At 59.7% G+C, this 12,966-nt stretch carries 11 protein-coding genes and 1 tRNA gene; 8 read left to right on the top strand and 4 right to left on the bottom strand.

The window, feature by feature from the left end; all coding sequences use genetic code 11:
- Nucleotides 1-40 precede the first annotated feature (40 nt).
- On the bottom strand, nt 41-1,090 hold the full coding sequence (dinB, locus tag HKX41_03750; GenBank protein ID NNC23268.1) for a DNA polymerase IV: 1,050 nt from the start codon (nt 1,088-1,090) through the stop codon (nt 41-43).
- 165 nt (nt 1,091-1,255) lie between these two features.
- Here dinB and HKX41_03745 point away from each other — a divergent pair, with 165 nt between their 5' ends.
- From HKX41_03745 to HKX41_03730, 4 genes are all read left to right on the top strand, one after another.
- A complete protein-coding gene (locus tag HKX41_03745; GenBank protein NNC23267.1) occupies nt 1,256-2,959 on the top strand; it encodes a carbon starvation protein A in 1,704 nt (567 codons plus the stop codon).
- Between the two features lie 240 nt (nt 2,960-3,199).
- Entirely contained in the window at nt 3,200-3,472 is a 273-nt protein-coding gene (locus tag HKX41_03740; protein ID NNC23266.1) for a hypothetical protein, read from the top strand.
- 32 nt (nt 3,473-3,504) lie between these two features.
- Nucleotides 3,505-4,488, top strand: coding sequence for a TRC40/GET3/ArsA family transport-energizing ATPase (locus HKX41_03735; GenBank protein ID NNC23265.1), 984 nt, complete (start codon nt 3,505-3,507; stop codon nt 4,486-4,488).
- Between the two features lie 66 nt (nt 4,489-4,554).
- Nucleotides 4,555-5,064, top strand: coding sequence for a hypothetical protein (locus tag HKX41_03730; GenBank protein ID NNC23264.1), 510 nt, complete (start codon nt 4,555-4,557; stop codon nt 5,062-5,064).
- A 139-nt stretch (nt 5,065-5,203) separates the two neighbouring features.
- Here the strand turns inward: HKX41_03730 and HKX41_03725 are convergent.
- Nucleotides 5,204-5,279, bottom strand: a tRNA-Gly gene (locus HKX41_03725).
- A 200-nt stretch (nt 5,280-5,479) separates the two neighbouring features.
- Between HKX41_03725 and yghU the strand changes: the two genes are divergently transcribed.
- The 4 genes from yghU to HKX41_03705 all read left to right on the top strand — a co-directional run bounded on the left by yghU (nt 5,480) and on the right by HKX41_03705 (nt 9,947).
- Nucleotides 5,480-6,352: a glutathione-dependent disulfide-bond oxidoreductase gene (yghU, locus tag HKX41_03720; GenBank protein NNC23263.1), complete on the top strand. Its 873-nt coding sequence runs from the start codon at nt 5,480-5,482 to the stop codon at nt 6,350-6,352.
- Between the two features lie 133 nt (nt 6,353-6,485).
- A complete protein-coding gene (locus HKX41_03715; protein ID NNC23262.1) occupies nt 6,486-7,511 on the top strand; it encodes an NADP-dependent oxidoreductase in 1,026 nt (341 codons plus the stop codon).
- A gap of 120 nt (nt 7,512-7,631) precedes the next feature.
- Complete coding sequence (locus HKX41_03710) at nt 7,632-8,528, top strand: TIGR01777 family protein (protein ID NNC23261.1); 897 nt, start codon at nt 7,632-7,634, stop codon at nt 8,526-8,528.
- Nucleotides 8,529-9,947 (top strand): FAD-binding oxidoreductase, encoded by a 1,419-nt coding sequence (locus HKX41_03705; GenBank protein NNC23260.1) that lies wholly within the window; start codon nt 8,529-8,531, stop codon nt 9,945-9,947.
- A 25-nt stretch (nt 9,948-9,972) separates the two neighbouring features.
- Here the strand turns inward: HKX41_03705 and nuoN are convergent, their stop codons facing one another.
- Together nuoN and nuoM are read right to left on the bottom strand one after the other, a co-directional pair.
- Nucleotides 9,973-11,415 carry an NADH-quinone oxidoreductase subunit NuoN gene (gene nuoN / locus HKX41_03700; GenBank protein ID NNC23259.1) on the bottom strand — a complete coding sequence of 481 codons (1,443 nt, stop codon included), beginning with the start codon at nt 11,413-11,415 and terminating at the stop codon, nt 9,973-9,975.
- A gap of 12 nt (nt 11,416-11,427) precedes the next feature.
- On the bottom strand, nt 11,428-12,957 hold the full coding sequence (gene nuoM, locus HKX41_03695; GenBank protein ID NNC23258.1) for an NADH-quinone oxidoreductase subunit M: 1,530 nt from the start codon (nt 12,955-12,957) through the stop codon (nt 11,428-11,430).
- Nucleotides 12,958-12,966: the final 9 nt, after the last annotated feature.

Genomic DNA, 12,966 nt, shown 5'->3' with positions numbered 1-12,966 from the left:
GGCCAGTGGCAAACGTTGGCATGTGATGAGCACTAAGTGCTTAGACGTTGTCGTCAAAAAGGGTTGTTTGTCGCGGGAATGTATTGGCATCGATGAATCCGGACAGACCAATACCGACGAGGCGGTATTTGGTGTGGGCGGGTTTGTCGACGCGTTGTCGTAGATTGCAGCCGATGGCGGCCAGCGAGGCAGCAGATTCAGGGGGTGTGCTGGGCGTGTACGCGCGGGTCAGGATCTCGAAATCCGCGGTTTTTAGCTTGAGCGTTACGGTTCGTGCCACGCCAGGATTCTTGCGATAGTAGCGCGCCCAGACTTTGTCGGATAGCTCTCGGATCAGGGGCGCCAAATCCTCGAGTCGTGTGTCTTGGGCCAGTGTGTCTTCCGACGAGATCTGCGCGGTCGGGCGCTGTGACTCGACTGGACGCTCGTCGTGACCACGCGCGAGTTCATAGAGCCGCGACCCCCAGCGCCCGAACCGGGTCGCGAGGGTGGTTTCATCGAACGTTCGCAGATCGGTGATCGTGGCAATGTTCATATCGGCCAGTTTTGCCCGCATGGCGGGGCCGACCCCCGGTATTTTGCCGACTGGCAAAGGCGCTAAAAACGATTGGACACGCGCTGGCGGCACAACGTGCTGGCCATTGGGTTTGCGCCAGTCAGAGGCTATTTTGGCGACGAACTTGTTCGGCGCGATGCCGGCTGAGGCCGTTAAGTTGGTTTCGTCCGCGATCGCTTGCCGGATGCGTCGGGCGGCTGCAGTGGCGGTGTCTCCGGACGCGAGCACTGCACTGACATCGAGATAGGCCTCGTCGAGCGATAGTGGTTGGATGACCGGGGTGAAGCGCGCGAAGATCGCCTGTATCTGGCGCGAGACCGCGCGGTAGCGCGCGAAATCCGGCGGTGCGAATACCGCATGTGGGCATAGGTTGGCTGCCCGCATCGCCGGCATGGCTGAGCGGATGCCGTATTCGCGGGCCTCGTAACTCGCTGCCGTGACGACGGCGCGCGGGCTGCGATTGGCAACGACCATGGGCCGTCCTTGCAGGGTCGGATCGTCGCGTTGCTCGACCGAAGCATAGAACGCGTCCATATCGACATGAATGATACGGCGTGGCGCCTCGTCACTCACAATGGCGACCTGCGTCGGTGGGGTGGCGTATCGCGTTTAAGACCAATAGACCCCCCGATTCATGTTGTGAGCTTGTGGGGCCACTGCTAGATTGCCTAGCGTTCATCGTTGCCGTTGTCCGGTTATATGCCCGCATTCGTTCTCGTCGTCATCGTGCTCGCCGTGTTCTTTCTCGGTTACCGTTTCTATTCAAGCTATCTGGCCAAGCGGATTTATGCGCTGGACCCGGATTTTGAGACACCAGCCAACGCGCAACGCGACGGCGTCGATTATGTGCCGACGCCTAAAAGCGTCCTGCTAGGACACCACTTCACGTCGGTCGCCGGCGCCGCACCGATTGTGGGGCCAGCAATCGCTGTGTACTGGGGATGGCTGCCGGCACTGGCCTGGGTGGTTCTCGGTTCGCTGTTCGCCGCCGGTGTGCATGATTTCGGATCGCTCGTGGTCTCGGTACGCAACCGTGGTCAGAACATCGGCACGTTGGCTGGCAAGGTCGTGACCCCACGCGCCAGCACGCTGTTTTTAATCATCATATTCTTTTTGCTGACGCTCGTGAATGCCGTGTTCGGCGCGGTGATCGCCATTCTGTTTCAGTCACATCCAGGTGCGGTGATTCCAACGATCGTGGTGATTCCCATCGCGATATTCATTGGTCAGTGGGCGTATCGCATGGGACGTGCCATTCTGATCCCGTCGATCATCGGCCTGCTGCTGTTATATGCCTCGATTCCGCTCGGGCAGGCGTATCCGGTCCATATCGACGGCCTAGCCAATGCCATCGGTTTATCGGGTCGCACGACCTGGATGCTGTTGATTTTTGCCTACACTTGGATCGCGTCGCGCTTGCCGGTCTGGGTGCTGCTGCAGCCACGCGACTACATCAACGGTCAGCAGCTGTTGGTCGCGCTGTCGGCGATCTTTCTCGGTGTGTTGATCGGCTGGGAGCAAATTACCGCGCCAGCGGTCAATGCGAACGTGGCCGCGAGCGCGCCGCATTGGTTCCCATTTTTGTTCATCACGATCGCCTGTGGCGCGATTTCGGGTTTCCACTGCTTGGTTGCGTCTGGCACCACATCGCGCCAGTTGGCCAAGGAGACGGATGCGCGACTGGTTGGTTATGGCGGCGCACTCGGTGAAGGTAGCCTGGCTTTAGCCGCGATTCTGGCGTGTACCGCTGGCCTTGGTAGCGCCGGCGAGTGGACCAGCGCCTATAGCGGCTGGGGTGCGGCCTCCGGCGGTGCGGTCGGGCATTTTGTAACCGGTGTGGGCCACTTCATTGCCAATCTCGGCCTCCCGGCCTCGGTCGGCGCCACATTCGCCGTGGTCGTGACCGTGACCTTTGCGGGCACGACGATGGATACCGGCATTCGCCTGCAACGTTACATTCTCGAAGAAATCGTTGAACTCGCTGGTATTCGTGCCCTATCCGGCCGAATCAACGTGCTGACCACATTAGCCGTGGCCATTCCGCTGGCGTTGGCATTGATACCGGGTGGTGGTGGCAAAGGGTATGCCTTTGGTCACCTATGGACGCTTTTCGGCACAACTAATCAATTGACGGCCGGACTGGCGCTGGCGGTCATCGGTGTCTGGATCATGGCACGCGGGCGCAACCCGTTGGCTGCGCTCGTGCCCTTGGTCTTTCTATTGTTGATGACCGTCTATGCGCTGGTGCTGAATCTGGGCGATTTCATAGCGCAGGGCAGCTGGCTATTGTTGTTCATGGATGCTGCCATCCTCGCGCTATCGGTCTGGCTGGTGATTGAAGCGATAACAGCGGTTAATCGTGAACGCGCGCGGGCTCGTGCACCTGAGACCGATGCAAAGTAGATGTCGGCAGGGTACCCGTGGCTGATGCGAGCTTCATGCACCGGCTGCTGCTGTAGCCGGTGCGCCTAGCGCTATTGTGTTGGTGGCTCAGCTATTGTCTGGCGGCCGGCGGCCCGGACGATTATCGGCACCGTGCTGGCGCGGCGCGATAATCGGGCCGGTGACACGCACAACGCCGTGGCGATTGAGATGCTATTTTGGCCTCTGAGCATGCCGGGCTGAATGGTGTTGTGACCGCGTGTGATTGATTTTCAATCGCTAAAGACTGCGTGGCGGCGATTGTCCGCCTATCACGACGAGCTGTTTCTCGTACCCTGGCGGGCGGGTGTTGCCCGTGAAGCCCGCCGCGAGGAAGATGTGCTGGTCGCGCTTCTGTTTTTGGAGGCGCTCGGTGTTCAAGGGCCCGCGGATTATTTCGCGCTCGAGTTGTATCCGGACCTGATCGAAGCCTTCCACGACTGGCACCAGCGGATGGGGATGGAAACGTTTCCGGAAGCCGGTGTCTGCTGTTGATCGAGCCAATCGATCAAAGCGCGCCCGGACGCGTGGATCACGACCACGAGACGACTGCGCGCCTGATTCTACTCGGTGGTAAGGGGGGCGTCGGCAAAACGACCTTGGCTGCCGCACGCGCCAGCGCACTGGCAGCGGCCGGCGAACGTACATTGCTGGTCTCGACCGATCCCGCGCACTCAGTCGCTGATGTGCTGGAGGCGAACCTTGGCGCCGAACCGACACTAGCTGAGCCCAATCTCTGGGCCATGGAGATTGATCCGCAGGCTGACGCCGAGGCGTATATCGAAGGCATCCGTGAAGATGCCCGGGCTGCGGTCTCGAAAGAGGTTCAGCCAGCGCTTGAACGACAGCTAAAACTGGCGGCCGATGCCCCGGGCACGGTTGAGTCGGCGCTGTTCGATCGCTTTACGCACGTCATGACCTGGTGCCCGGCACACTACGACCGCATCGTTTTCGACACGGCACCGAGCGGTCACACGCTCCGCTTGTTGACGTTGCCATCGATGCTTGGTGCCTGGATCGAGGGCTTGCAACAACAGCGCCGGAAGGTCAATCGACTGCGGCAGATGTGGCGGACGATGGCTGGCGTGCAGGATACGGAACGCGACGACCGTGTGCTAACACGCCTGCGTCAACGGGCCGAACGGTTCAGCACAGCGCGCCAGAAACTTCACGATGACGCTGTTTTCGAGCCGGTCCTGTTAGCCGAACGTCTGCCGATTGAGGAGACCGAGCGCGTGATCGCGCAGCTTCGCGAGACCCAAGTGCCGATCGGGCGGTTATATATTAACCGCCTCTGGCCAGCCGATAGCGATAGTGAATTTGTGGCCGCCCGTGCCGCCGATCAACGTGGCTATCTGGCCGAAATACGACAGCGTTTTGCAACGTTCGAGCATGTCGAGATCGCACAGGCCGCACACGATATCGTCGGGCGCGCAGCGCTCCAGCCGATCATCGATCAGGTTACAGCGACACACGCATCATATCTGAGCCGAGGCGTTTCCAGTGGCTAGAGCGACCATCAGCTAAACCGCGTTTTTAGAGTTGATATGAGACAGTTTTTGCCTCGAATAATAACCTTGCTGGGTACCACCGCAGCGCTGGCCGGTTGTGCGGCGACCCATACCGTGGGTTATGTCGACCCCGTCTATCAGGGCAACCAGTATGACTGGTTTTTAAGCTATGCAGCGTTTAAGGACACAGCGCTCGAAGCCCATTACGAGCGTGCGGTTTGTAACCGACTACGAGCCACAGGGCATACGTGTACGACGATGCTCGAAGTTCTGCCACCGACGCGCCCGGAAAGCGCGCAGCGCCGCCATCAAGTCAGCCGTCAAAGCAGCGCTGGAGCTACAATCGAGATCGAGCTGGCTCCTCATGCCCAAAGTTCGGCGGTTCGGCAACTCGGTACGAACGCCCAGCGGTTCCGCATAACGGTCTTCGACAATAGTACCGAAGCGGTTGCTGCCCGGTTTGCAATCACCGTGCCGACGCACACGGCGACAAACGCCCGAGCAATCCGCATGGCGCTGGCCAGCAAACTGGTCAATGGCCTCGAGAACAAGGGGCTGTTGGCAAGCGGGCGATGAGCTAACCAATCACCCAACGGATGGTTGTATTGACGTGCCGGATGGTTTTAGCGCTGTGTCAGCGCCGAGATAGTGGGCGAATCTATCGGCGCGCAAGCCGTTTTAACCTAAGCGTTGTAATAAACGTCAGGAGTGTGGTTGGAGCGGCGGACGGGATTCGAACCCGCGACTTCGACCGTGGGAGGGTCGCGCTCTACCAACTGAGCTACCACCGCTGTGCGCACCAACTGTATCGCGGCAAATCGCGTGCGGCAATCGTTTCGTTGCACGGTTGCGGTGGTGTCTCGAACAATCAGTGGTTATCCAAAGCTTGTCCCTGGCTGTGTCGTGCCCATCATCCGCTCCATATGAATGATGTTTCGCCGGCCAGACTAGATGGCGCGTGACGATTCGAACATCAACTAGGCCGTAAGCTATGAGCGATTCTGAGAATACATTGCCTGCAGTCTGGGCCTGGGAACAGCAAAACGGTGGCCAGTTCGCCGGTATCAACCGACCTTACGCCGGCGCCCGTTTTGACCAGGCGTTACCGGTGGGGCAGCACGCATTTCAACTCTATTCACTGGCGACACCTAATGGGGTCAAAGCCACGGTTATGTTCGAGGAATTACTCGAACGTGGCTACAGCGACGCGGAATACGACGCCTGGCCGATTCGGATCGGTGATGGCGATCAGTTTGCTAGTGGCTTCGTGGCGGTCAATCCCAATTCCAAGATCCCCGCGCTAACTGATCACACGACATCGTCGCCGACGCGAATCTTCGAATCCGGGGCGATTCTGATGTATCTGGCCGAAAAATTCGGTGCGTTTTTGCCGAGCGATATATCGGTGCGTACCGAAGCTCTGAACTGGTTGTTTTGGCAGATGGGCAGCGCCCCGTTTCTTGGCGGCGGCTTTGGGCATTTTTACTACTACGCGCCGGAAACCGTGCCGTACGCAATCGACCGGTTCACGATGGAGACAAAACGTCAGCTTGATGTGCTCGATAAGCGCCTGGCCGAGACGCGCTATCTCGCCGGCGATCATTACACGATTGCCGATATCGCGACTTGGCCCTGGTATGGCGCGCTCGCGCTTGGCCGGCTCTATGGAGCTGGGGACTTCCTACAGGTTCAGACTTACGAGAATGTGCGGCGTTGGGCCAGTGAGATCGATGCTCGCCCGGCCGTTAAGCGTGGCCGCATAGTCAATCGTGTGTGGGGTGAGCCAGAAGATCAGTTGCCCGAGCGCCACGACGCCAGCGACTTCGAGTACCGCACGCAGGACAAGCTAGCGGGCCAGTCATAAGTAGGTAACCGCCGCAATGGTGTGACGCATCGCTGCACTACCGTCGGCGGTCGGTAGACGACTTTGTGCGCAGCCCCAGCTATTGGGCCAGTGCACGCACCCACGAACTGATTCAATCCAACGAGGTTTTACTATGTCCGAAGCGATCGATAACCGGCAAATGCGGCTCGCGCGCCGTCCCAACGGCTTGCCTGAACGCGATGATTGGCGCCTGACCACTGAGTCGTTGCGCGCGGCTGACGACGGCGAGGTTCGTGTCCAGATCGACTACATTTCACTCGATCCGGCCATGCGTGGCTGGATGAGTGCGGGTAAGTCGTATATCGAGCCGGTGGCGATCGACGACGTAATGCGTGCTGGCACGGCTGGTACGGTCATCGACTCGCGCCACCCCGATTTCGCGGCGGGTGACCACGTGACCGGAAATCTCGGTGTTCAAACCCACGCCGTTGCCGCGGGAGATGAATTGCGTAAGGTCGATACCACGCTTGCTGATTTGCCGGTCTATCTCGGCGCACTTGGCATGCCGGGCATGACAGCCTATTTCGGCACCCTGGAAGTCGGCCAGCTGGCAGCCGGCGATACCGTACTGGTGTCTGCGGCCTCAGGTGCCGTCGGTGCGCTGGTTGGGCAGATCGCCAAACGATACGACTGTCGTGTCGTGGGCATCGCCGGTGGAGCGGCCAAGTGTCGCTATATCGTCGATGAGCTCGGATTCGACGCCGCTATCGATTATAAGTCCGAGGACATCGCCGAGGCCGTCGGCGATCGGTGTCCGAATGGTATCGACATGTTTTTCGACAACGTCGGTGGCGAGATCCTCGATGTGGCACTCGCCAATCTTCGTCTGCATGCGCGTGTCGTGGTCTGTGGCGCCATCTCGCAATACAACGTCACCGGCCATATTGGCGATACGGGCTACGCGCCACAGAACTATCTGTCGCTGCTGATTAATCGGGCGCGTATGGAAGGCTTTATTGTTTTCGATTTCGCCGATCGCTATCCCGAGGCCGCCCAGCATATGGCGGGTTGGCTAACAAATGGCGAAATTGCGCATCGAGAGGATATTGTCTCGGGCTTCGATAATTTCCCGGATGCTTTTTTGAAACTGTTCTCCGGCGAGAATTTCGGCAAGCTGGTGTTGGCGGTCGATTCATAGCATTCGACTGTTAATACGGTGACGCGGGCGCGCGTTCTGGTTCGTGATCGCTGCCATCGACTGGTGGTATTCGGCCTAACACTGCACCATGGGGCTAGCACCCGATAACGGAAGCTGACCATGGCTCAAGCACTGGTGACTGGCGGGACCGGCTTTGTTGGTAAACAGTTGTGTGCGGATCTGCTCGCCGATGGTTGGCAGGTCGAGGTCGTCACACGCGATACCGAACGCGCGCGCTCGGTGTTGCCGCCGGATGCGCGACCGGTCCCGTCGCTGGCCGATGCCAAAGCCCCCGATGCGGTGATTAACCTCGCCGGTGAAAATCTGGCGGCCGGGCGTTGGACTCGGGCGCGCAAACGGGAAATACGCGAGTCGCGCCTGCGTATCACCGAAGATCTGGTGGCTTATATCCGCGACTGTGAGACACCGCCGTCGGTGCTGGTTAGCGGCTCCGCGGTCGGTTATTACGGCGCCTGCGGTGACAGCGTCGTGACCGAAGATACGCCACCGAGCAGCGAATTCCAGTCGCAACTATGTGAGGACTGGGAATTGGCTGCCCGTGAGGCGGAGCAGTATGGCGTACGCGTGTGTCGTATTCGCACCGGCTTGGTGCTGGGGGCGCAAGAGGGCGCATTGGCACAGATGGCAACGCCATTTCGATATGGTCTCGGCGGACCGATCGGTAGCGCCGCGCAGTACATGCCTTGGATACATATCCGCGATGAGGTGCGTGCCATCCGTTTTCTGATGGCAACGGAATCGGCGGATGGAGCGTTCAATCTAACCGCGCCGAATCCGGTAACCAACAAGACATTCACCCACGCGCTTGGTCGTGTGCTGAATCGTCCAACCATTGCCTGGATGCCGGGCCCGGTTTTGAAGGTCATAATGGGCGAAATGGCGCATCTGTTGCTGAGCGGCCAGCGTGCTGAACCCCGGGCGCTTCAAAACGCTGGTTTCGAGTTCGCATTCACCGAATTAGACGCCGCACTACGTGATCTGTTCGCGCGGGGGTAAGTGCGCGTGAATCAGGGATTCTTCGATGCGCTAGTCGCTATCGTGGGGGCTGAGCGCGTGTTGACCGGCGCCCAGGCAGCGCCTTATCTGTGTGAGTGGCGTGGCGCGTTTACACCGCGGGCGGCCGCGGTCGTGTTGCCGGCGGATACCGATGCAGTGGCCGCGATTGTTACAGTCTGTGGGCGATATGACGCCAATATCGTCGCGCAGTCAGGCAACACCGGTCTCGTCGGCGGCAGTGCGGCAAGCGATGCCGATAGCGATGTAATCATCAGTTTGGCAGGTATGGATCGCATCCGGGCGGTGGATACCGACGACAACACCATCACCGTCGAAGCCGGTGCGATCCTGGCCGACGTCAAGGCCGTCGCCGCGGCGGCGCATCGTTATTTTCCGCTGTCGCTGGCTTCAGCGACGCAATGCCGGATCGGTGGCAATCTGGCCACGAATGCGGGTGGTTTGAACGTGCTGCGCTATGGCAATACACGTGATCTGACACTCGGGCTTGAGGTTGTGCTGGCCGACGGGCGCGTTTGGTCGAGTCTGTCGCCACTCGTCAAAGACAATAGCGGCTTCGACCTGCGGGATCTGTTCATCGGCAGTGAAGGCACCCTCGGTATCATCACCGCGGCGACACTTCGGCTTTATTACCCGGAGCGCCAGCACGCGACAGCCTTGTGTGCCGCCGCCTCGCCAGCCGACGCACTGGCGATCACGCGCACGCTTATCGATCGATCCGGCGGGCAGGTCGTAGCTTGCGAATTGATGGCCAATCAAGCCGTGCAACTCGTTCGCCAATTTGTTGTTGACGAAGTGTCGGGCATTGCGATGGATCACGACTGGTACATCCTGCTCGAGCTGGCCAGTTCGGCAACCGGCAACGATCTGCAGGCCATACTCGACGACGTCATGAAAACCGCCGGCACCGACCGCGCTGTGCCCGATTACGCGCTTGCCGATACCCATGAGGAGCGTGAAGCACTATGGCGGCTGCGCGAATCGATTCCGGCCGCCCAGCGAGCAGCGGGCGCGTCTATCAAGCACGATATTGCGCTGCCCGTGGCGCAGATGCCGGCATTCCTGGCGCGTGCGCTGCCGGCTGTCGAGGCGCGATTACCAGGCGTTCGTGCGTGCACGTTCGGCCATCTGGGCGACGGCAACATCCATTTCAACCTCACGCGTCCGCTCGACGGCGATAACACGTCATTTCTGGCCGAATCCGAATCGGTGCATCGGCTGGTGCACGAGCTGGTTCTGGAAATGGGCGGCTCTAGCGCGGCTGAGCACGGCGTAGGCCGGCTCAAAGTTGCCGATATGGCGCGTTACAAGTCGCCGGTCGAGCAAGCGATGACGCGCGCGGTCAAACAGGCACTCGATCCGGAGACCCGCCTGAATCCGGGCGTATTGGTCGACCAGTAACCTGGTCGCCGCCCGGCGGCATTGATTAGGCCGCCACGGCGATGCCGGTCGCGTTGACGAGATCAATCAGCGGCGTCGGATAGATACCGAGCGCGATGACAAGCGCTGCGAGCAATCCCAGGATGATGATCGCGGCACGTGATGCCGGGCCAGTCAGATGTCGCTGCGTACCGCCCTCGGCGGCACCGAACAGAATGAATGTCACGCGCAGATAATAGTAAAGCCCGATGGCGCTGCCGATGATCAACGCTGCAACCAGCCACCACAGGTCGCCTGTGACGGCAACCATGAGCGCATAGAACTTGCCGATGAAGCCGAAGGTTACCGGGATGCCGGCCAACGAGATCATCATAATGGCTAACGTAACGGCCAGCGTCGGTTGATGCCGGTACAAACCGCGGTAGTGCGTGAGGTCGCTAGCGTCAGTGCCGGTGCGGGTGCTGGAAACCAGCGACACCACGCCGAAAGCGCCGAGCGAGGTCAACACATAGGCGGTGAAATAGACGCCTACGGCCGTCGCTGCAAGTGGCCCACCGGCGACGATGGCGGTCAGGATATAACCGAGATGCGCGATCGACGAATAGCCGAGAATTCGTTTGAGGTTGTCCTGCCGCAGGGCCAGTAGATTGCCGACGAGCATGGAGATGAATGCCAGTGCGGCGATCAGTGCGTGCAGCCAATCATTGTGGGCGACTGGACTCGTTTCGAAAAATCGGAGCAGCGCGGCGAATATGGCCACTTTACTGACCGTCGCCAGAAACGCCGAGGCCGGCCCGGGCGCGCCTTGATAAACATCGGGCGTCCAGAGATGAAATGGCGCAACCGAGAGTTTGAATGCCAGTCCAACGACAAGCATGCCTATGCCCAGCAACAGCAGTTCGCCGCCGTTGCCGCTCGACGCGATTTGGGTAAAGGTTAGCGCGCCCGAGCCGGCATACATGAGCGCCATGCCGAATAGGAAAAATGCCGAGGCGACGCCCGACAGGACCATGTATTTCAGGCCGCTTTCCAGCGAGATCGAGTCGCGGAACGCGTAAGCCACCATGCCATAGAGTGGGATAGAGAGTAGCTCGATGCCGATGAAAAGCGACGCCAGATGTACGCTGACCACGAGCGATAACGCGCCGAGCGTGGAACACAGCAGCAGAATGTAGAACTCGGCCCGGTATTCCGATTGAGCCTCTAAATAAACATAGGCCAGTATGGTCGAGACGAGTGCAGCGAACAGCACCAGCGCCATATAAAACAGCCCGAAGCCATCGACGATATACAGCGGTGTCGTCTGGATCGGCACTGCCAGCCTGGCCGGGATCAGTGAGATAAGGGCGACCGCCAGGCCGATGATCGACAGACCGGCCATGACCCGATGTGAGCGCGTAATGGCAACGGCGCCCGTCGTGAGAATGATCGTCGCCGTTACGATTAGCGGCGCGAGTAGGGCGACGATTTGCATCGAGAATGAACTCATGATTACGAGCTTTTAGGAATGCGGAGCGGCGGCAATAGGACCATCGAACCAGTGTGCGATTTCCTGGGCTGCGCCCGTGGTCACGTGCAGCACGCTATTCGGATACAGTCCGATGATCAGGGTTAGCGTCAGAATGAGCAGCAGACTGGCGTACTCGCGGCCGGCCAAACCATCGGTCGGCGTTTTGATCGAGGGTTGTCCCCAGTAGACGCGGTGGATCAGATAGAGCGCGTAGACGGCGGCCAGAACCAACCCAATAGTGGCGAAAACGACAACGATCGGCGAATAGGCGAACGCGCCGAACAGCACCAGGAATTCACCGATGAAGTTCGCGGTTGCCGGCATGCCGAGTGCTGCGACGGAAAAGGCTAGGGCGAAGCCGGGTAAAGCCCCCATCAACCCGAACAGACCACCGAGCGAGCGCATATCGCGTGTGCCGAGGCGTGTGTAAACCTGCGAACTAACCAGGAATAAGCCCGCGGTCGATAGTGCGCTGGCAACCAATTGCAGGATGGCCCCCTGGATCGAGAGCAGCGTGCCCGCGTAGATACCAATCAGGACAAAGCCCATATGGGCGATGCTGGTGTAGCCGATAAAGCGTTTCATGTCGCTTTGTGCAAAAGCGACGATGGCGCCGTAATAGATCCCGATCAGCCCCAGAATCATGGCCGCCGGTGCGAAAGTGGCCGAGGCGTGTGGGAACAGAGGTACAGCAAAACGTAGCAGGCCGTAAGCGCCGGTTTTGACCAGCACGCCGGTTAGGTCAACACTGCTATCGGTTGGCGAATAAGTGTGGAAATCGGGGAGCCAGCCGTGAAATGGCACGGTCGTCAGCTTGGTCGCGAACGCGATGAAAAAGCCGAGCATCAGCACCATGCCGATCCCGCCGGTTGGCGACGTCTGCAGCAGTGCATTGTAGTCGAACGTGATCGAACCGGTCTGCTGATAGTGTACGAAGACCAGCCCGATGATCGCGGCGAGCATCAATAGCCCGCTGGCTTGCGTGTAGATGAAGAACTTGGTGGCGGCGGCCCGTTTGACCGTGGCTCGGGCGCCGTCATGCCCCCAGAGCGCGACCAGCAGCGCCATTGGGATCAGCATCATCTCCCAGAAGAAGAAAAAGGCGAACAGGTCGACGGCGAGAAAGATGCCGATGACACCGCCAACCAACCACATCAGGTTGGCGTAGAAAAGCCCGTCGCGGTTGCGCGGCTGATTCCAACTGCTTGCGACCGCCAAAACGCTCATCACACCGGTCAACAGCAGCATGATGACCGACAGACCATCGAGCGCTAAATGGAAAAAGATACCGAGACTCGGTATCCACGGCAGACGGAACTGGATCTGCCACTGGGCCGTGCCTTGTACAGCGTTGGCCAGGCTGTAATCGCCGGTGGCCCAGAGTAGGAACGCGCTCAGCAGGATAAGACTGCTGGCAATGAGTGCGATCCAGCGTGGCGGACCGCCGCCGCGGCGCATCTCCAACGCATAGCACAGTCCGCCGGCGACGAACGGGATCAGCAGTAGCCAAATAAGCAGCATGGGCAGGCC

It is taken from the genome of Salifodinibacter halophilus, assembly GCA_012999515.1.
Taxonomy (GTDB): Bacteria; Pseudomonadota; Gammaproteobacteria; order Nevskiales; family Salinisphaeraceae; genus Salifodinibacter; species Salifodinibacter halophilus.
This window is presented reverse-complemented; position numbering and strand designations above follow the sequence as displayed.